13 protein-coding genes are annotated in these 21,502 nt (G+C 43.9%); all 13 read left to right on the top strand.

Translation table 11 applies throughout. From position 1 onward, the window contains the following. The first annotated feature begins 13 nt into the window (after positions 1–13). Entirely contained in the window at positions 14–1,525 is a 1,512-nt protein-coding gene (locus BMX50_RS31085; RefSeq protein WP_091220583.1) for a RagB/SusD family nutrient uptake outer membrane protein, read from the top strand. 9 nt (positions 1,526–1,534) lie between these two features. Next, positions 1,535–2,587, top strand: coding sequence for a glycoside hydrolase family 53 protein (locus BMX50_RS31080; RefSeq protein WP_091220580.1), 1,053 nt, complete (start codon positions 1,535–1,537; stop codon positions 2,585–2,587). A 57-nt stretch (positions 2,588–2,644) separates the two neighbouring features. Further along, positions 2,645–3,706, top strand: coding sequence for a glycoside hydrolase family 53 protein (locus tag BMX50_RS31075; RefSeq protein WP_091220578.1), 1,062 nt, complete (start codon positions 2,645–2,647; stop codon positions 3,704–3,706). A 220-nt stretch (positions 3,707–3,926) separates the two neighbouring features. After that, entirely contained in the window at positions 3,927–4,952 is a 1,026-nt protein-coding gene (locus BMX50_RS31070) for a glycoside hydrolase family 53 protein (protein ID WP_143065305.1), read from the top strand. 10 nt (positions 4,953–4,962) lie between these two features. Then, entirely contained in the window at positions 4,963–7,311 is a 2,349-nt protein-coding gene (locus BMX50_RS31065) for a glycoside hydrolase family 2 protein (protein WP_091220570.1), read from the top strand. Positions 7,312–7,665: 354 nt separating this feature from the next. Next, positions 7,666–8,256, top strand: a complete 591-nt coding sequence (locus tag BMX50_RS31060; RefSeq protein ID WP_091220568.1) for an RNA polymerase sigma-70 factor — start codon at positions 7,666–7,668, stop codon at positions 8,254–8,256. 217 nt (positions 8,257–8,473) lie between these two features. Beyond that, complete coding sequence (locus tag BMX50_RS31055) at positions 8,474–9,622, top strand: FecR family protein (protein WP_091220567.1); 1,149 nt, start codon at positions 8,474–8,476, stop codon at positions 9,620–9,622. Positions 9,623–9,810: 188 nt separating this feature from the next. After that, positions 9,811–13,329, top strand: a complete 3,519-nt coding sequence (locus BMX50_RS31050; RefSeq protein ID WP_244281153.1) for a TonB-dependent receptor — start codon at positions 9,811–9,813, stop codon at positions 13,327–13,329. A 16-nt stretch (positions 13,330–13,345) separates the two neighbouring features. Continuing rightward, on the top strand, positions 13,346–15,259 hold the full coding sequence (locus BMX50_RS31045) for a RagB/SusD family nutrient uptake outer membrane protein (RefSeq protein ID WP_091220836.1): 1,914 nt from the start codon (positions 13,346–13,348) through the stop codon (positions 15,257–15,259). A gap of 47 nt (positions 15,260–15,306) precedes the next feature. Continuing rightward, positions 15,307–16,539, top strand: a complete 1,233-nt coding sequence (locus BMX50_RS31040; RefSeq protein ID WP_091220566.1) for a DUF4959 domain-containing protein — start codon at positions 15,307–15,309, stop codon at positions 16,537–16,539. 18 nt (positions 16,540–16,557) lie between these two features. Beyond that, positions 16,558–17,787, top strand: a complete 1,230-nt coding sequence (locus tag BMX50_RS31035) for a DUF4998 domain-containing protein (protein WP_091220564.1) — start codon at positions 16,558–16,560, stop codon at positions 17,785–17,787. 84 nt (positions 17,788–17,871) lie between these two features. Beyond that, entirely contained in the window at positions 17,872–20,817 is a 2,946-nt protein-coding gene (locus tag BMX50_RS31030) for a discoidin domain-containing protein (RefSeq protein WP_091220559.1), read from the top strand. A 348-nt stretch (positions 20,818–21,165) separates the two neighbouring features. Further along, a partial coding sequence (locus BMX50_RS31025; RefSeq protein WP_167668155.1) for a transposase occupies positions 21,166–21,502 on the top strand: 337 nt, incomplete at its 3' end.

Raw genomic sequence — 21,502 nt, 5'->3', positions numbered from 1 at the left:
AACAGCAATCAACATGAAAAAAATTATAACCATATGCTTAATGGCTGCTGCTGTAACGGTAAGCAGTTGCAAAAAAGGGTTGGAGCCCCAAATTTACGGTTCGTTATCAACCACCAACTTTCCTAAAACCGAGGCCGATTTTGTAAATTATGTTACCGAGGTTTATAAACCTTTCCAGTCAAAATGGGGGTATAATGATCCTGCGGGTTATCAGAACGATTGGTTCAGCCCGGAGTACGGCGATATCATGATGTTTGATTACCCTACAGATCAGATGAATGTTTTTACAGGATGGGGTGGTATTTTTACCCAGTTCAGTACCGCAAGTTTTACATTTTTAGCAAACCAGGGCACAGGCAATAACCATTTTGAAAAGATCAGGTTTGTAACCCGCATCACCCAGATCATTGACGATATCAATAAATCAACCATCAGCGATGCGGCTAAAAAGGAACTGACTGCCGAAGCCCGCATGTCGCGTGGATGGAATATGTATTACCTGTTGCAACTATATGGTCCGGTGCCGGTGATCCTGGATGCATCAAAGATCAACACCGCAGCCGAAACTGACCTGACCCGTCCAACCCGCGAGGCATTTTTAGCATCGATAGTTGGCGATCTTACCTACGCAGCCGAAAACTTGCCAAAATCACCATCAGATTATGGCCGGTTTAACCAGGCCATCGCGCTTACGGTATTGATGCGTACTTATATGAATGAAAAGGATTTTGTTAATGCCGAAAAAACCGGCAGGCAGATCATGACCATGGGCTACTCATTGGTAACCGATTATGCCAGCCTGTTCATGGAAGCTACTGAAAGGAATAACGAAACCATGTGGGCGATATCATGTGTGCCAGACCAGGATGGTAACGAAAATCACGCCAGCTTTAACCCCTGGGTGTTTTATACCTATCCAAAAGATTATCCGGGCAACCGCGTAAAAGATTCATTTGCCGGTGGCGATGCGCCAATTTCAACAACATGGGCGTTTTATCATTCTTTTGACGCGGCCGACAAACGCAAAGATTTGCTTGTTGCCAGTTACACCAACAAAAGCGGGGTGGTACGTAACGAGGCTAACGGCTTATCGGGCCCGGTAATAGCCAAATACCCGGATCTTGGCGGCGCTTCGCTGAATGCTTACCAGGGTAATGACATTCCAAAAGCGCGCCTGGGCGACGTAATGTTACAGCTTGCCGAAGCCATTAACCAAAACAGCGGCCCCACTGCCGAAGCTGTATCTTTGGTTAACCAGGTACGTTTGGCGCACGGTGGTGCTGCTTTGGGTAATGTGCCTTCATCAGCCACTGCGACTAAGCAGGCCTTTGATACCTGGCTGCTAAAAGAAGAAGGCTGGGAAACTTATTTTGAGGGTGAACGCAAGATGGACCTGGTGAGGCACGGCCAATGGCAGAGCGCCTTAACATCGGTAGGTAAAACCGCGGGGCCATACCTGTTCCCCGTGCCAACTTATGAAATTACCGCCAGCAAAGGCAAATTAACCCAAACACAAGGTTATTAATACCCCAAAATGAATAGCAGAAATATTGTATTGTGTGGAATGATGCTGTTGTTAATGGCAGCCGCAGGATGTAAAAAGAGTAGCGGAGATCCAGGCATAAGAAAGCCTGATACCGGCGATACAACTAAAACCACCACATCGGCCCTTGTTAAAGGGGCTGATGTGAGCTGGCTTACGCAGATGGAAGCATCGGGTTATAAATTTTATAACAACGATGGCACCCAGCAAGACCTGATCCAGATCTTGAAGGATAAGGGTATGAACGCTATCAGGCTCCGTGCCTGGGTTAATCCAACAGATGGTTGGTGCAATACAGATGATGTAGTAGCCAAAGCCCAGCGCGCGCAAAAACTGGGCATGAAGATCATGATCGATTTTCATTACAGTGATAGCTGGGCCGACCCGGGTAAGCAGCCTAAACCTGCCGCGTGGCAAAGTCTCAGTTTTGCCGATCTGAAAATGGCGCTAAGCACCTATACCATAAGCGTAATGAACGCCCTGAAAGCAAAAGGTATTACGCCCGACTGGGCACAGGTTGGTAATGAAACCAACGATGGCATGCTTTGGGAAGATGGCCGCGCCTCAAAAAACATGGCCAATTTTGCGGCGCTGGTTGCCACGGGCTATGATGCCGTAAAATCAGTAAGCAGCACTACAAAAGTTATTGTTCACCTGGCTAATGGTTATGACAACAGCCTGTTTCGCTGGATGTTTGATGGCCTGAAAACTAATGGGGCAAAATGGGATATTATAGGCATGTCCTTATATCCATCTACTACTAACTGGCAAACTTATAATGCACAATGCCTGGCTAACATGAATGATATGTTTACCCGGTATGGTTCCCCGGTAATGATAGTTGAAGTGGGAATGCCTGCCGCTGAAGCAACAACCTGCAAAGCCTTTTTAACAGATTTGTTAAGCAAGGTTGGCACGGTGAATGGCGGACAGGGTTTGGGAGTTTTTTATTGGGAACCGGAGGCCTATAACTGGCAAAGTTATGGTCTCGGGGCGTTTGACACATCGGGCAAGCCTACCGTGGCGCTTGATGCATTTAAATAGTTCATGCCATTCAGCACGAAACCAATTTTTTACAAATACCAATAAATCAATCAAATTATGAGAAAAATCATCACGCTGTCATCAGCTGTTATGCTTTGCCTAAGCATGAGCTGCACCAAAGAAGTTGCCAACAAGCAAGCCGCTGCGCAAAGCACCGCTACAGGTAAGTTGAAAACCGAAGCTACTTCCTCATTTGCCTATGGCTCAGATGTGAGCTGGGTAACGCAAATGGAAGCATCGGGCAAAAAGTTTTACAACAGTAGCGGTACCCAGCAAGACTTGTTTACTGTTTTAGGAGGTAAAGGTATTAACGCCATCCGTTTAAGGGTATGGGTAAATCCTTCATCAACCTATAACTCTACTGCCGATGTGGTAGCTAAAGCCAAAAGGGCCGCGGCCGCGGGCATGAGCATCCTCATCGACTTTCATTATAGCGATACCTGGGCCGATCCCGGTAACCAGACCAAACCTGTTGCATGGGCCAGTCTTGATTTCAGCACACTCATGACCACCATGTACAATTACACTTATAATACCTTAAATACCCTTAAATCAAATGGGATAACCCCAACATGGGTACAGGTGGGTAATGAAACCAGCGATGGTATGCTATGGCAGGATGGCCGCGCTTCGGTATCGGCAACAAACTTTAAAAACTTTGCATGGTTGGTGAATTGCGGCTATAATGCCACCAAAGCTATTTTCCCATCAGCAAAAGTTATTGTACACGTGGCCAATGGCTTTAATAATACTACCACCCGCTGGATCTTCGACGGTCTTAAGGCCAATGGCGCAAGCTGGGATATTTGCGGGTTTTCAGTATACCCGTCAACCAGCGACTGGTCGACCATCAACAGCCAGGTTTTGGCCAATATGCAGGATATGGTATCTCGCTACGGCAAACAGGTAATGATCTGCGAAGCTGGTATGGATGTATCAGCAGCAACAACCAGTAAAGCTTTTTTAACCGATCTGATAGCTAAAACAAAATCCGTATCGGGTGGTCTTGGGGTATTTTACTGGGAGCCGGAAGCTTATGCCAGCTGGCAGGGCTACACCATGGGCGCATTTGATAGCAGCGGTAAACCAACCGTTGCCATGGATGCGTTTGTGCATTAAAATTTAATTGGTTGGGTGTATTAATAAAGGCTTCTGCCGCCACTCGCCTCCGGACGAGTGGCAACTATTAAGCGGCCTTTGGCCGCCGTGGAAAAAGCAGGCCAGAGGCCTGGAGATAATAGCCACTCGCCCGGCGGCGAGCGGCGGCGAAACTTTGATTGCAGCAACAAATACACCCAACCAATTTTACTATGTAATTTTGATTATTAACACAATTTATATGAAAACGAAGATCAGTACACGCAAACTGGTATTAATAGCAATTGGCCTGGTAAGTATCGGGGCATTATCGGCTTATAAATATTCGCCGGCCAAAAATGTTCCGGTTAAGTTTAAGCAGATTATGGGGGCCGATATTTCCTTTATCCCCCAGCTGGAGGCCGAAGGACGCAAGTTTAATGATAATGGCGTAAGTAAAGACCCTTTTACCATTTTGAAAGATCATGGCTTTAACTATGTAAGGCTCCGCATCTTCAACAATCCAAAGGCTGATAGCGGTTACTCGGCAAAAGGCTATTGCGGGTTGGAGGATACCAAAAAGATGGCTTTGCGCATTAAAGAAGCCGGCATGGGCTTTTTACTTGATTTTCATTACAGCGATACCTGGGCCGATCCTGGTAAGCAATACAAACCTGCTGCCTGGAAAAAACTCAACAACCAGCAATTGCAGGATTCTATAAAAGCATTTACTCGGCTTACCCTGCTGGCCCTTAAAAAACAGGGCACCCTGCCCGATATGGTGCAGGTTGGCAACGAAATTAACCACGGTATTTTATGGCCGGATGGCCGACTGAAAAACCTGGATACACTGGCCGGTTTCTTAAAAGCAGGTATCAGCGGTGTAAGAGAAGTGAGCGGCAACATCAGGATCATGCTGCACATTGCCTGCGGAGGGCAAAATGCCGAATCCATTTACTTTGTTGATAACATGCTTAAACGCGGGGTGAATTTCGACATCATTGGCGAATCATATTATCCCGAATGGCATGGAACGCCCGATAGCTTAAAAAATAATTTGACCAGCCTGACTACCCGCTATAAGCAGGATGTGATGGTCGCTGAATATTCACAGCACAAACGCGAGGTAAATGATATAGCCTTTTCATTACCCGGTAATAAAGTTAAAGGCACTTTTATTTGGGAGCCCTTTAGCTGGGGCGAAACCTTTGTTGATAAACAGGGCAATACCAATGCGCACATGGCTACCTATGATAGCATCAAAAATCAATACCACATTAGCCAGTAAGCTCCACTAAATGAAGAAAATTATTCTGTTGGCCCTTGCCGCTGCCTGCACGGTTGCAGCCGTGAAAGCACAAAGCAAAGGCGATAAAAAAATAGCTGTTACCCCTTTTAATAATAACTGGCAGTTTGTAAAAAACGCAGATACCAGTATCAATGACCAACTTTTTAGCCATGCAGGTGCTTCATCATGGCAACAGGTGAGCCTGCCGCATACTGCCAATATTGAGCCGGTTATTAAAATTGCCCAGCAATGGCAGGGCATTTGTTTTTACCGCAAGTTTTTTACGCTGGATAAAAGCGATGCCGGTAAATATATTGCCATCCGCATAGATGCAGCCATGAACCTGGCCGATGTTTATTTGAATGGGAAACACCTGCAAACACATATTGGCGGTTATCTGCCCGTTTATATCGATATCAGCGATAAAGCTTTGTATGGTAAAGAAAACTGCCTGCTTATCAGGCTTAATAACCATGATAATCCTGTAATTCCGCCCGGTAAGCCTATTAAAGATCTTGATTTTAACTTTTACAGCGGCATCTATCGCAATGCCTGGCTTATCAAAAAAAATAAGGTTTATATAACCGATGCGGTTAATGCCGGGCAGGTGAATGGTGGCGGGGTATTGCTGCACTATGATAACATCTCGGCAAACAGCGCCCGCTTAAATATCAAAGTACAGGTACAAAATGATCACGCCATAAAGCAAGCAGTTCAATTAAAAGCCACTCTTTATGATGCTTCAGGAAAAGCTGTTGGGGCACTTAATATGCCGGCAGCGGTTATCAAACCAAATGGGAGCAACACTTTTGAACAAAGTATCAGTATCGCAAAACCTGCGCTGTGGTCGCCGGTGCATCCGTACCTGTATAAAGTGGTAGTAGGTGTTGAAAGCAATGGCGTACTGCTTGATTCGGTATCGATAAAAACCGGTATCAGGCAAATCAGCTTCAAGGCAGATGGTTTCTACCTTAATGGCAGCAAATACGTATTACGTGGCACCAACCGTCACCAGGAATATCCTTATGTGGGTTATGCCCTGAGCGATAATGCCCAATATCGTGATGCTTATAAAATAAAACAGGCCGGTTTTGATTTTGTACGTTGTTCTCATTATCCGCCTTCGCCAGCCTTTTTAAACGCCTGCGATGAGTTGGGCATTTTTGTGATGGACTCGACACCCGGCTGGCAGTTTTTTGGTGATGAAACTTTTCAAAAGAACAGCTTGCAAGCCATTACCGATATGCTGCACCGCGACAGGAACCACCCGTCCATCATTTTGTGGGAAGCCTCGCTTAATGAAACCGACATGAAGCAGGATTATATGGAAAAGGCGCATGCTATTGTTCACCAGGAATTGCCTTATGCCGATACCTATACTTGCGGTTGGATGAATGCGGTTTATGACGTATTTATTCCCGCCCGTCAGCACGCCAAAGCGCCTGATTATTGGAAAAAGTTTAACCAGAAACCTATCCTGATTGCCGAATATGGCGACTGGGAATACTATGCCCAAAACGCAGGCTTTAACCAAACCCAGTATAAAGATCTTACTGATCAGGAAAAGACATCACGCCAGCTGCGCAGTGATGGTGAAAAACGGATGCTGCAGCAGGCTTTAAACTTCCAGGAATCACATAACGATAACCTTAACGGAAAAATTACCGGTGATGCCAACTGGCTCATGTTTGATTATAAACGGGGCTATGCACCTGATATTGAATCATCGGGTATTATGGATATTTTCAGGCTGCCGAAGTTTGCCTATTACTTTTACCAAAGCCAAAGGGACGCTGACGAAAGCAAGCCGATGTTGTTTATCGCCAATTACTGGAATAATCAGGCAACCCAAAGTGTAAAGATATATAGCAATTGTGATGAGGTAGAATTGTTCCTGAACGGCAAATTGGTAACTAAGCAAAAGCCGGATGTAGACGTAATGAGTAATAACCTTAAACACGCTCCATTTACTTTTAATATAGCTTACAGTCCAGGCACCTTAACTGCAAAGGGGTATATCAGTGGGCAGGTAGTAACTACTACCGAACGCAGAACACCCGGAAAACCGTTGCAGATTAAGTTAACGGTTGATTACAGCGGTAAAACATTTGCGGCAGGTAAAAATGATGTAGTGTTTGTTTACGCTTCGGTAACTGATGAAAAAGGTACCGTTATTCCGGACGCAACCAACCTGATCAAGTTAAACCTGAAGGGCGGAGGAGAAGTAATTGGAGCGGAAGAAGTAAAGGCGGAAGCCGGGGTTGCGGCATTTTTGATTAAGGCTGGCTCAAAACCCGGTAAAACTGAGCTTTCGGCTTCTACTGATGGTTTAAAGACTGCATTTTTAGTTGCTCAATAACATTTTGAATAGATACGCGCATCTGAAATGTAAATAAAGCCAATAACGAGGAATTCATAAATTTAAGAAAACACATAACTGCGGTGATTTTAATAAAAGCCCCGGTTATGTGTTTTTTAATTAACAGGTATCTCAGGAGATACTAACGGAGAGTGCCGGTACTTAGTTATTGTTGATGAACGATGCCGGAGCTGTGTGTTATACCTGCCGCAGAGAACCGAATTACCGATAAATCACAAAATAGTTTTTGGATTGAAATTATATTGCATATTTGTAGCCGGATTTTGAAGCAGTTCCCGCTGTGACATAAGCCGATAACCAATTATAACAGGGAGAATCGCCGGAGCGGGCCTAATGTCGAAGTACAGCGCATATACAGATCAGGAGCTAACCTGTTTGCTGCAGGCAAACGATCACGGTGCATTTACTGAAATTTATCAGCGCTACTGGAAAAAAATGCTCGCTATTGCCTGGAACCACAGCAAGGATACGGCCATAGCCAAAGATCTTGTTCACGAGGTTTTTTTATCATTATGGGAGCGCCGGGCTGCTATTGAAATACAAAGCGTTGCTGCTTTCCTGGCAACTGCGGTGAAATTCAGCGTATTTAAATATTATCATCGCGAAAAACATCGCGCCGACCTTGCCAAAGAAAATTACGAATTTACCGATGTCACCCATGATGAACACAAGCTCGATGCACTTTTTTTGCAGGAGTATATCAATGGCATTGTAGAGGAAATGCCCGAAAAATGCCGCTTGGTTTTCCACTACAGCCGGGAACTTGGTTTGAAGAACAATGAGATAGCCGAAAAAATTGCAATCAGCGAGAAAGGGGTAGAGGCTAACCTGACCCGGGCGCTAAAAATTATTCGTGGCGAGCTGAAGAATTACGGTTGGAGTATTGTGGTGGTATTGCATACTATTATTTCGTTTCGGAAGTAAAATAGAACCTCTTTTTATCATTTCTCGGTCGCTTACTCGTTTTAAATTACATTTTTCTTTTCAAGGTAGATAGATACATCTCTCTTCACAAATTCATTCGTTCCTGTCTTGCAACAGATGCATGTCAGGCATTTCTATAAAAACTTAAAAAAAATCTAAAACCAATGTAGGGTTAGGTTGCTTTCACGGTACACCCGTATATAAGCACCAAAACCAATTGGACCAGGAACGTATCTACATTTTAATTAAAAAGTATCGGGATAATACTGCTACAGTAGCCGAGCGTGAAGAATTATTGAAATGGTATCGTGAAAACGCATACCAGGACGCCGAATTTCCCGAAAGTGAAGAGCTGGCAGGTGAGGCTATACTTGCGCGACTTAACCGGGAAACCAAACCTGCTAAACCGAAACCCATCTTCAGGTGGGTGGCGGCAGCAGCTGCTGTATTAATATTGGGTATGGCTGGTTTGTTCATTACCCGGATGCTTACAACAGACCATGAAAATTTTCCTCGTCGTGTTGCTCAATCAAATATCCATCCGGGCGGCAATAAAGCCATCCTCACTTTAGCTAATGGAAAAAAGATCTCCCTAACTGACGCAAACAATGGTCAGATTGCCAATCAAAACGGAATCAAGGTAACCAAAGCTGCCAATGGGCAATTGGTATACACCATAACGGGCAGGGAAAACCTGTCAGGTGCATCGTCTGGTACTGAGCTTGATGCGTTTAATACCATCGAAACCCCGAAGGGCGGGCAATATCAGGTTGTATTACCTGATGGCTCTAAAGTTTGGCTTAATGCTTATTCGTCATTGAAATTTCCTGTAAGCTTTGTTAACCATAATGAGCGCAGGGTTGAATTAGCAGGCGAAGCTTACTTTGAAGTTAGCCATAATAAGGAGCTACCGTTTAGGGTAGTAACCAACCGCCAAACGGTTGAAGTATTGGGTACCCACTTTAACGTAAACGCCTATACCGACGATGCTGTTACCAAAACAACATTATTACAAGGATCGGTACGGGTAACTGCCGCCAGCAAGAGCACCGTATTAATTCCGGGTCAGCAGGCCAAACTAACTAACACCCTTGACGTAAGCGAAGCAAATACCACCGAGGCCGTAGCCTGGAAAAATGGCTATTTCAATTTTGATGACGAAAAGCTGGAAAACATTATGCGCAGCGTATCCCGCTGGTACAATGTAGAGGTTGTTTTTGAAGATCAGAGTTTGAAAACCGAAACATTTGGCGCTGTAACTACCCGCTTTGCCAGCATCACAACCCTGTTAAAAATGATGGAGCAAACTGGTGATGCCAGGTTTAGCATACAGGGTAATACCATAACTATCAGCAAGAAAAAATAACCGCCCCAATAACCAATTTAAACTAAACAAAAAAGTATGAGAAAAACCAATACCTACCCATAGCTTAAAGCAGATCAGCGGTTTATAAAAAGCAGAACAGAGGCACTTCCGATGCCCCTGCTCCAATCAGCTTTTTAAAACCTGAATGTAATTGTCGTAACATTTCAACTTAAAACAGCCTTTAACAAATGTATAAAATTTTTACTACAAACATTTGTACGCCTTCGTGCTACCCTAAGAAATTTCTGCTCATCATGAAGATAACGACGTTTATACTCTTCCTGGCATTCATGCAGGCAAGTGCAGCGGTTTTTTCACAAAAAATCACTTATAAACAGAATGATGCAACGCTTAAACAAATATTCAATGAAATAAATAAGCAAACAGGTTATAACCTGTTCTGGTCGGCAAAAAGCATAAAAAATGTGCCGGCGCTGGATGTTAATTTTCAGAACACCCCGCTTGAAGAAGTACTGAAGATCAGCCTCAAAAACTCCGCTTTGACTTATACCATAGATGGTAAATCGGTCATTATTAAAGAAGCGCCCGGGGGGGACAATAATAGTCCTGGCGAAAACATAGCCGATATTACCGTAACCGGTACCGTGCGTGATGCAAAAGGTGTAACGCTGCCTGGTGTAAGTATCACCGTAGTTAATGACGCCAAACGAGGTACGGTATCCGATAACAATGGCAAGTTCATTCTCGATGTAAAAAGCGGCTCGGTGATCCGGGTATCGTTTGTTGGCTTTGTTACCCAAACCTTTACTGTAACTCCCGACAATAAACTGTTTAATGTTGTTTTGGTTGAGGATGTAAGACAGGCCGAAGAGGTTGTAATTACCGCTTACGGTAAAAAGGAACGTAAGGAAGCCATTGTCGGTTCGGTAACTACCGTTAAACCTGCGGAGCTTAAAATTCCGGCAAGTAACCTGACCACTGCACTGGCCGGACAGGCTGCAGGTATCATCGCCTTCCAGGGAACGGGGCAGCCAGGGCAGGATAACGCCCAGTTCTTTATCAGGGGGGTAACCACCTTTGGTTACAAGGTTGACCCACTCATCCTGATCGATAATATCGAGCTTACCACCAATGATCTCGCACGCTTGCAGGTTGATGATATTGCCAGTTTCTCTATCCTCAAAGATGCGAGTGCTACAGCTTTGTATGGTGCACGCGGTGCTAATGGTGTAATTTTGGTAGCAACCAAACAGGGTAAAATAGGCAAACCACAGATCAGTTTTCGTGCAGAAAATTCAATATCTCAAAATACACAGTCGCTTAAAATAGCTGATCCTATCACCTACATGAACCTTTTTAATGAGGCTACATTATCGCGTGATCCGTATCAGCCAACGCCTTTTGATCCGGATAAGATCATCAATACCCAAAATACTTTGGCTAAAGGACCGGGCTATAATCCGTATGTATACCCTGCGGTAGATTGGCTCAGTATGCTGTTAAAAAAGCGTACATCAACCCAACGGGGTAACTTAAGTATTAGCGGTGGTACACCCTTTGCCCGTTATTATGTAGCTGGTTCATACAACCTTGACCATGGTAATTTGGTTGAAGACCCTGCCAATAACAACAGTAATAACATAAAATTTCAGAATTACCAGTTACGTTCAAACGTTAACCTCAATCTAACTAAAAGTACTGAATTGGTATTGAGATTTTCAGGCACGTTTAGTGAGTATGCAGGGCCGCTCACAACAGATGGGTCCTTTAACTCGGATGTTTACAAAATTGCGCTGCATACCAGCCCTGTATTATTCCCAGCCTATTTTCCTGCCGATTCAGCTAACCGCGATACCAAACACATTTTGTTCGGAGCCCCGGCAGAGAAGGGAGTGCCTTACAACAATCCTTATGCATTGTTGTTAAGAGGGCATAAAACCTCATCAGAGTCAAGGGTGCTGGCACAAATTGAGCTTAACCAGGGTTTTGATTTTATTACCAAAGGCTTAAACTTTCATGGCATCTTCAGTACCAACAGGTATTCTTACTTTGATGCCAATTACGGGTATAATCCGTTCTATTACAATGTTGGCAGCTATGATAAAGTAAACAACACCTACTCGCTGGTATGGCTAAACCAGGACCCCAACGATGCTAAAGAGTACCTGTCTTATTTTCCAGGTACACCAGTTATCAGTAATCAGATCTATTTGCAGGGCAACTTTGATTACGCCAGGCAGTTTGGTGACCATAATGTATCGGCAACCATGGTGTTAACCCGGCAGCAAACGGTTTATTCTAACGCTATTAATCCGGTGACCAAACAGCCTGATTTACAATATGCCTTACCTCACCGTAACCTCGGTGTTGCCGGCCGGGCAGGGTATAATTTCAAGAGTAAATATTTTTTGGAGTTTAACTTCGGCTATAATGGTTCCGAAAGGTTTTCTACCGAACATCGCTACGGCTTTTTTCCAACCATTGGTGGCGGCTGGCTTGTATCAGGCGAAAAGTTTTTTGAGCCGCTGGCTGATATTTTTACGAGGGTAAAAATAAGAGGCAGTTATGGTTTGGTGGGTAATGATGCCATCAGCGACAGGCGTTTCTTTTATGCGTCAAATGTAAACCTTAACGGTGGGGCTTATGCGGCCTTTGGTACAAACGCAGGATACGCACATAACGGCGCTACTATACTTAACTATCCCGATCCTAACGTAACCTGGGAAACCTCAAAGCAGGCCAACCTTGCGCTGGAGATGACCTTGTTCAAGAACCTGAATATCACTGCCGAGTTTTATAATTACAACAGGTACAACATCCTGCAAAAACGGTCATACATTCCAAGTACGTCGGGGCTTGAGGCCGATATCTATGCCAATTTAGGTAAAGCCAACTCAAAAGGTATCGATCTTTCATTTGACTATAAGCAAAGCATCGGAAGTTCCTGGCTTATTTCCGGACGGGGTAATTTTACCCTGGCAACCGATAAGTATACTTATTACGAGGAGCCTAACTACCCGGAGGCATATAGGCATTTTGTTGGTCAACCTATCCGTATTGGGTATGGGTATATCGCCGACAGGTTATTTGTTGACGATGCAGAAGCTGCTGCATCACCAACCCAGATTTTTTCAACTACAGGTAAAGCACCAAGGGGCGGCGATATTAAATACCGCGACTTGAATGGCGACGGTGTTATTGACAGCCGCGACGAAACTTTTATTGGTTATCCCCAGGTTCCGGAAATTGTTTATGGCTACGGTGTATCTGCGCAATACAAAAACTTTGATCTTTCAGCATTTTTCCAGGGGCAGGCAAGGGTTTCATTCTTTGTGGACCCTAACCAGGTTAGCCCATTTGTACAAAGTACAGAGGACTATATATATGGAAATACTCAATTATTACAACAATTTGCAGATAGCCACTGGAGCGAAGAGCATCAGGACCTGTACGCCACTTACCCGCGTTTAGGAACAACCCGCAACATCATTGAAAATAACTTGCAGCCAAGTACCTGGTGGCTACGCAATGGTGCATTCATGCGGCTTAAGTCGGCCGAGTTTGGGTATACCTTGCCTGCATCGGTATCAAAAAGACTGGGCTTACGCAGCTTGAGGTTATACGTTAATGGCCTCAACCTAATTACCTGGAGCTCATTTAAACTGTGGGATCCTGAACTGGGCAGCAATGGATTTAACTACCCGATCCAAAAGGTGTACAATATTGGCTTGAATGTTAATTTATAAGCAGATGAAGAGTATCATGAAATTTAACTATAAACATATTGGCTTATTACTTTTAATGGTATTAAGCGGCTCATGCAAAAAATATCTTGACGTTGTTCCGCCTGATGTTGGAACAATTGATTATGCTTTCAGAAGTAAGAACGAAGCTGAAAACTATCTTTTTACCTGTTATTCATCCGTTCAGCAATTAAATGATCTGAACAGGAGCGCAGGTTTTACAACTTCTGGCGAAATCATTTTTCCGCTTAACCTGGCCAATAACCCCTTGGATATTACCGGTTATACGCTTATTACCGGAACCCAAAATGTTGGCGAGCCCGGTTTAAACTTCTGGGATGGCAGGGCTAACGGTACAGCCATGTTTGTTGCGATAAGACGCTGCAATACCATGCTCGAAAATATTGACAAACCAGCCGATTTAAGTGCGGTTGAGAAAAAACGATGGATTGCCGAAACCAAATTCCTGAAAGCCTACTACCATTACTACCTCATGCGGATGTACGGGCCGATCCCTATCATCGACGTAAACTTGCCTGTTGAGGCCTCAACAGCCGAGGTGAAAGTGAAACGCCAGCCGGTTGATGATGTGGTTAACTATATTGTAGGGCTGCTTGATCAGGCAATTCCCGATCTGCCGGCTACGATTGATAATCCAGCTAAGGAGTTAGGCCGAATAACCCAACCAGCAGCAGCGGCTATTAAAGCCGAGGTGCTGATGACTGCTGCGAGCCCTTTATTTAACGGCAATCCTGATTATGCAAACTTTAAGGATAAAAGCGGTAAAAACCTTTTCCCAACATCGTTTGATGCCACTAAATGGCAAAAGGCCGCCACCGCATGTAAAACTGCTATCGATATGTGCGAAGCCGCCGGTTTGCATTTAAATACCAATTTTGTACCGGCGCCGGGTGTTTCTAATCTGCCCGACTCATTGAAACAGGTGCTAACTTGCCAAAACTCGCTTACGCAAAAATGGGATACCAACCCCGAACTAATTTGGTCGTTAAGCAATATCTGGCACGGTCAGGAGTATTGCATACCCAGGTTAACTCAAAAGGCAAACCAAAATGATAATCAGAATCCGGCTTATTATGCGGTGCCTATTTCAACTACCGAGTTGTTTTATACCAACAAAGGTGTCCCTATTGATGAAGATAAAAGCTGGGATTATGCCGATCGTAACCAGTTGCGTACAGGCGATGCCGCAAATTTTTTCTACATAAAACAAGGCTATCAAACAATTAAAGCTCATTTTGACCGCGAACCTCGTTTTTACGGAAGTATAGGCTTTGATGGCGGTATCTGGTTTGGTGATGGTATTTTGGACGCTAAAATAGCGCACTATGTACCAGCACGCGGTGTTACCTCACTTGCAGGCCCTAAAACACTGCAAAAATCAAACATCACCGGTTATTGGCCTAAGAAGCTGGCCAACTACCTTACCGTATATGACGATGGTTTTAACTGGACTGATTTTTCCATGCCGGTTATGCGTATGGCTGGTTTATACTTGTTATATGCCGAAGCTTTAAATGAAGTAAATGGCCCCACTGCCGAAGCAATATCTTATGTAGATAAGATCCGGGCACGTGCAGGTTTGAGTGGCGTTGTTGATTCATGGGCAGCTTATTCAAAAAATCCATCTAAACCAACTACTAAAGAAGGTTTAAGGGCTATCATTCACCAGGAACGCAGGATAGAGCTTTGTTTTGAAGGGCAAAGCGGCTGGGACCTTCGCCGCTGGAAAGAGTTGCAGGGAGTATTAAGTACCCCGTTAACCGGCTGGAGTATTTACGAAGAGCAGGCTATTAACTACTACCGTGCCCGCAACGTGGAGATCCCGGTATTTAACACCAGGGATTACCTGTGGCCAATCTGGAACAATTCAATCGTGGTGAACGATAACCTTGTTCAAAACCCTTACTGGTAGGATTTAAACAGTTTTTTAATTGGATAAATAATTAACGAAAAGATATTATGAGCTATAATCATATAAAGCCTGTACATTTTATATGTGTACTGGCGCTTTTAACAACATGTTTGTTTTCATGTTCCAAAAGCGATAACTACAAACTGCCTGAAAGTACCGATAAAACAAAACCGGCAGTAGTAACCAATGTTAAGGTGCGCAATTTTAATGGCGGCGTGGTTTTAACTTATACTTTGCCATCGTCGCAAAACCTGCTTTATGTAGTTGCCGATTATAATATTAACGGCAAAACAACAAGGCAAACTAAATCCAGCTATTTTCTGGATACTATTAGGGTTGATGGCTTTCAAAGCAGCAAGGATTATACGATAACACTGCATGCGGTAACCCGGGCTAATGTAGAGTCTGATCCGGTTACGGTAACGGTTCATCCGGACACACCTTACTACCAGCTAATAAGGAAAAATCTTACTCTGGCCGCCGATTTTGGCGGTGTCCATTTATCAACCATTAATAAAGATAAACGGCCCGTTGGTGTAAATTTAATTGCCATTGACCCTGCCGATAATAAATTTAATATTAAAGACAGGCATTTTACAAGTACCGATACTATAAGTTATGCCGTAAGGGGCTTTAGCACAACACCTGCAAAATTTGGCGCTTTTGTAACCGACCAATTCGGAAACGCATCAGATACCTTATTGGTTACCCTTACTCCCTTGTATGAGGAGCTATTGGATAAAAGCAAATTTTTCCAATACCTAACCCCAAGCGATGGCTATATAGGTTACGGCGGTATTCTTCCTTATTTATGGGATGGCTTTACCAAAGAAGTTGGTGGCGCAGCACCATGGCAAACAACTATTGGCCCGGTACAAAAACTGGTACAAGGTACTTTTGGGGTAGGACGCAGTTATAAGCTAAGCCACTTTTTGATGTGGCCAAGGAGCTACGGTTATGCAAACCCCAAGGTGTTTAGCATTTGGGGATCAAATAAAGATAATCCTGCTGATGCTGTTACTCCCGGCGGCAAGCCGGTGGGTACTGTAAGCGGCGACTGGGTAGTAGTGGGGACCTATCGTTTTCCAGACCCGCCGTCGGGCCTGCCGCAAGGACAAACCAATGCTGCCGACCAGGCCTTTATTGAGGCAGGTGTAAATTTTGATGTACCGTTTAATAGCCCGGCAGTAAAATACCTGCGTATTGTAGTCAGCGAAACCTGGTTTGGCCTTGACTATACCTACATCGAAGAAATGTCTTTTTACGGAATCCCTCAATAATTTTTAAGCGACAAACAAATGAAGATCAATATAAAAAATATAGCGTGGTTGCTGTTATTGCTTGCCGCGTGGGGCTGCTCAAAAAAGAATGAAAATTATAAAGAGTTGATAAAAGGCAGTGAGATTTATTATCCCGGTGTAATTGCCAATGCCAATTACCGGGCCGGTAAGCTGCGTACTCAACTGGTGTGGAACCCAAGTCCCGACCCTAAAATTGTTAAGTATAAGATTTATTGGAACAACAAGCAGGATTCGTTAATTATTGATGCAACAAGCCATAACCCACTTGATACGGTAAAGGTAATGGTATCAAATTTAACAGAGGGTACTTATAACTTCGTCGTAAATTCTGTTGATAGTGACGGGCATATCTCTATTGCTAAAAGCATCAACGGGGTTAGGGTTTATGGGGCGATTTATGCAGGCGGTATTTTTAACCGTGGTTATAATGCTGATAATCCTTTTACAGTTGATATAACTACAGGTGTTGTTAAGTTGAACTTTAACCAGATCACACTTGATTCTGTAACTGTAAATACTAAAACTATAGTGACCTACATTGATAATGCTGGTAAAACGCAAACAACATTTCTTAAACCAACCGATTCGATAGTAACCATCAATGATTTTAAGTTTGGTACGGATGTAACTTACCAATCAAGCTACTTGCCTTTCAGGGGCGCTATTGATACTTTTACTGTTGCTGCACCAACGCTTTTCCCGAGGGTGAGGCGCATTGGCGATATCACATCGCTGTATATAAAAAACGCCGGCTATCCTTTTTACCGTAGCGATAATGGAACCGGAAAATGGGGGTTACCTAAAGATTGGCAATACAATAGCAATGTAGTTAATCAAAACGGGAGTACCGGTGGAGGCTGGTCAACAGATAATGGTGGTTGTATCCACTTTGAAGCTAAAGATTGGGGAGGTGATGGCGTAAATAATGGCAAAGTATACCAAACCATTACGCTTCCTGCAGGCAACTACGCACTTGATATTGAAACTGCCGGATACGGGGGCTCCCTTAACGCCAACGAAATAGTAGCTGTTGGCAATTCGCTACCGGATATAACCAATTTGGGTAGCCCGCTGGCTATTTACAAAGGCGATCAAAATAATATTGGTGGTACACACACGCTTAACTTCACGCTTTTGGCAACAACAACCATTACGCTCGGTTGGGTGGTGAATACGCAATCATACACCTATCTGCAGTTTAAAGGTGTTAAGCTGAGAAGTTTATAATTCTTCCAATCCAATCACAAATTGCTCTCCCGGTTAAGGGAGAGCAATAAATAAACAGAAAAGAATTTCTAATTATTCCACTCAATGTATAAACGTTATAAGGTATTTAAACTTTTAATTGTCATTATTACATGTTTTTATGGCACCGCTAATGCCCAAAACAATGAAGTATCGCTAAACAGTTCAGCTGGTCAGCAATGGAAGATAAAACCTCAGGCCGACGTAGCTGACGCCTCAAAAATTAAAGACGCAGGTTATAATACCATCGATTGGGTTACGGCCGTTGTACCGGGAACCACATTTGCCTCATATGTGGCAGCTGGTTTGGAAAAAGACCCCAACTTTGGCGATAATATTTACAAGGTTGATAAAGCCAAATACGATCGCAGTTTCTGGTACCGTACCGAGTTTAACGTACCGGCAAACTATACCAAAAAAACAATATGGTTAAATTTCAGAGGTGTTAATCGCAAGGCCGATATCTACCTTAACGGCACGCAATTGGGTACTCTTGACGGTTTTATGCAGCGCGGTCATTTCGATATCAGCGCATTAGTAAACCGCAGTGGTAAAAACGTGCTTACAGCCTTGGTTTATATCCCGAAACAACCTTTGGCCAATGTGGGTAGCCCCAACTATGTATCAAGCGCCGGTTGGGATTGGATGCCTTACGTACCGGGACTTAATTCTGGTATTACTGATAACGTTTACCTGAGCAACACAGGCGACGTAACTATTAAAGATCCATGGATCCGCACCAATTTGCCTACCAATGCCCGTGCCGACTTATCGATAGCGCTTGAGGTTAAAAACAACGCACCAAATTCACAAGCGGCCATTGTTAAAGGCATTATTACACCGGGGAATATCGAGTTTCAAAAAAAGATTTATGTTGATGCCAATGGCAGCACTGAAGTAAAGCTGAATAAACGCGATTTTGAGCAGCTGATAATCAACAGCCCTAAACTTTGGTGGCCTAACGGATATGGCGAGCCTAACCTTTATAATTGTAAGCTAAGTGTTAGCATTGGCGATGAAGTATCAGATGTGCAGAACATAAAATTTGGTATTAAACGATATAGCTATGACACCATAGGCCATGTATTACATCTGGCCATCAACGGTACTAAAGTATTTATAAAAGGGGGCGACTGGGGCATGAGCGAATACATGTTGCGTTGCCGTGGCGCCGAGTACGATTACAAGGTGAAGTTGCACAAAGAGATGAACTTTAATATGATTCGCAACTGGATAGGTTCAACTACTGATGAGGAGTTTTACGAGGCTTGTGATAAATACGGTATCATGGTTTGGGACGATTTTTGGTTAAATGCCAATCCAAACCTGCCCGCTGATATAACGACATTTAACGCTAATGCAATCGAAAAAATCAAACGTTTCAGAAATCATCCTGCTATTGCTGTTTGGTGTGCGGATAACGAAGGATGGCCTGAACAACCTTTGAGTGTATGGCTTAAAGAAGATCTTGCAACTTTTGATGGTGGCGACCGCTGGTACCAGCCCAATTCACATGCCGAAAACTTAACGGGTAGCGGCCCCTGGGATGCTAAAGACCCCCGATATTACTTTACTGCTTATCCAACTGGTTTGGGCGGTAATAAAGGCTGGGGTTTACGCACGGAATTAGGAACCGCTGTTTTTGTGAACTTTGAAAGTTTCAAAAAGTTTATGCCTAAAGAAAACTGGTGGCCGCGTAACGAAATGTGGGATCAGCACTTTTTTGGCCCTCGTGCATTTAATGCCGGCCCTGATAGTTATGAGGCCAGTATTACCAATGGTTACGGAGCGCCAAATGGTATCGAGGATTTTTGCAGAAAGGCACAGTTTGTAAGCTTAGAAAGTAACAAAGCAATGTACGAAGGCTGGCAGGATGCCATGGGCGACGATGCCTCGGGTATTATGACCTGGATGAGCCAATCGGCTTACCCTTCAATGGTATGGCAAACTTATGATTATTATTATGATCTCACCGGCGCATACTGGGGCGTGAAAAAAGCATGCGAGCCATTACACATTCAATGGAACCCGGTAACAAACGCCATCAAAATAATTAATACCACCCGCAAGGATGCCGATGGGTTAACGGCTTCGGCAGATGTTTATAATTTGGATGGTACCCTGGTAAAACAATACAGCCAGTCAAAGATGGTTGATGCGCCGGCCAACAGTTCGGGCGCTGTTTTTGATCTTAAATTCAACCAGTACAAGGCTGATCTTGCCAAAAACAAAAAAGTAGTAAGTTCGTCGTCAACCAACGGAGATGCATCTGCAATAAATGACGGTAATCCCGGCACGCGGTGGGCAAGCCGCTATAGTGATGGCGAATGGGTTTATATTGACCTGGGTAGGGAAGAAGTTGTGAACGGCGTTGGTCTGAGTTGGGAAGATGCCTATGCCAAAGCTTTCAGGATTCAGGTATCAACCGATGCAAGCCACTGGCACGATGTTTATAGCACCGACGACGGCAGGCAGGGCGATCAAAAGATCATGTTTCCCGAAGTAACTGCCCGCTATGTGAAAATGCAGGGTATTGAACGTGCTACCTATTGGGGGTATTCTTTATACAATTTTGAAGTATATCAGGGCGATGTAGCCAGCGAAGGCCTTTCCGACGTGCATTTTATCAAACTAAAGCTTACCGATAAAGACGGCAAACTGGTTTCAGATAATTTTTACTGGCGGGGCAACAAACGCAAAGATTATACTGCGCTGAACACCCTGGCTAAGGTTGATCTGAAAACCGGTTATAAAACAGTTAAAGCTGATGGCAAGTATTACATAACTGCGCAGATAACTAATCCGTCATCATCAAAGGCAGTAGCGTTTGGGGTAAGGGTACAGGCTGTAAGAACGTCAAATGGCGAGCAGATTTTACCTGCAATTATGAGTGACAATTATTTCACACTGCTAAAAGGGGAAACCAAAACAGTAAAAATTGAATTTGATGCCGCTGTTTTGGGCAACGATAGCATCAGGTTAATAGCCATACCTTATAATAATACTAAATAAGTTGAATGTTATGCATTTATTGCAGAATTGAAAATTCAATTTGATGAAAGTGTGATTTGAGCTCTTAAAAACCCGCACGGTCAAGCGTAGGCGCTTAATCGCGCGGGTTTAATTGAATGTTCACGCTCCCTAATAAGTTATAGATGTAAACGTGAACGCCATAGCCGTTAATTTAAAAGAGTAATTTGGCACAACCTTTTAAAATCCCCTCTTGAGAGGGGGAGCGTAGGAGCGTGTATGATAGCAGGGGTGTGTTTCTGCTACAGATCTTTCAAAGCAGAAACACACCCCTACACCCCTCTCAAGAGAGTAATAGCCCATGAATTGACATAAAAAATATATATCTTTATGGAAATGAATATAATAGAGACGATTAGTAGATTTCCAGATCAGGCTACCTGCATAAGTTATCTTGAGCACCTAAGGTGGCAGGAAGCGCCTACATGCCCTTATTGTGGCGGAAAGCGAAGCAGCAAACGTACAGCCACCCATCGGCATCAATGCCATGAATGCAATCGTAGCTACAGTGTATTGGTTGGGACGATTTTCGAAGATACGAAGCTGCCTTTACCCAAATGGTTTCTGGCTATTAGTTTAATCCTGAATGCTAAAAAAGGCTTATCTGCCCGCCAACTTGCCAGGGATTTAGGTATCAACCGAAAAACAGGCTGGTATTTACAGATGC

The sequence above is a fragment of the Mucilaginibacter gossypiicola genome (genome assembly GCF_900110105.1).
Classification (GTDB): domain Bacteria; phylum Bacteroidota; class Bacteroidia; order Sphingobacteriales; family Sphingobacteriaceae; genus Mucilaginibacter; species Mucilaginibacter gossypiicola.
This window is presented reverse-complemented; position numbering and strand designations above follow the sequence as displayed.

Coding starts and splice junctions, on each gene's coding strand:
- BMX50_RS31050 (WP_244281153.1), top strand. CDS start 9,811: ATGTATAAAATTTTTACTACAAACATTTGTACGCCTTCGTGCTACCCT.
- BMX50_RS31060 (WP_091220568.1), top strand. CDS start 7,666: ATGTCGAAGTACAGCGCATATACAGATCAGGAGCTAACCTGTTTGCTG.
- BMX50_RS31070 (WP_143065305.1), top strand. CDS start 3,927: ATGAAAACGAAGATCAGTACACGCAAACTGGTATTAATAGCAATTGGC.
- BMX50_RS31080 (WP_091220580.1), top strand. CDS start 1,535: ATGAATAGCAGAAATATTGTATTGTGTGGAATGATGCTGTTGTTAATG.
- BMX50_RS31040 (WP_091220566.1), top strand. CDS start 15,307: ATGAGCTATAATCATATAAAGCCTGTACATTTTATATGTGTACTGGCG.
- BMX50_RS31045 (WP_091220836.1), top strand. CDS start 13,346: ATGAAATTTAACTATAAACATATTGGCTTATTACTTTTAATGGTATTA.
- BMX50_RS31035 (WP_091220564.1), top strand. CDS start 16,558: ATGAAGATCAATATAAAAAATATAGCGTGGTTGCTGTTATTGCTTGCC.
- BMX50_RS31065 (WP_091220570.1), top strand. CDS start 4,963: ATGAAGAAAATTATTCTGTTGGCCCTTGCCGCTGCCTGCACGGTTGCA.
- BMX50_RS31085 (WP_091220583.1), top strand. CDS start 14: ATGAAAAAAATTATAACCATATGCTTAATGGCTGCTGCTGTAACGGTA.
- BMX50_RS31075 (WP_091220578.1), top strand. CDS start 2,645: ATGAGAAAAATCATCACGCTGTCATCAGCTGTTATGCTTTGCCTAAGC.
- BMX50_RS31030 (WP_091220559.1), top strand. CDS start 17,872: ATGTATAAACGTTATAAGGTATTTAAACTTTTAATTGTCATTATTACA.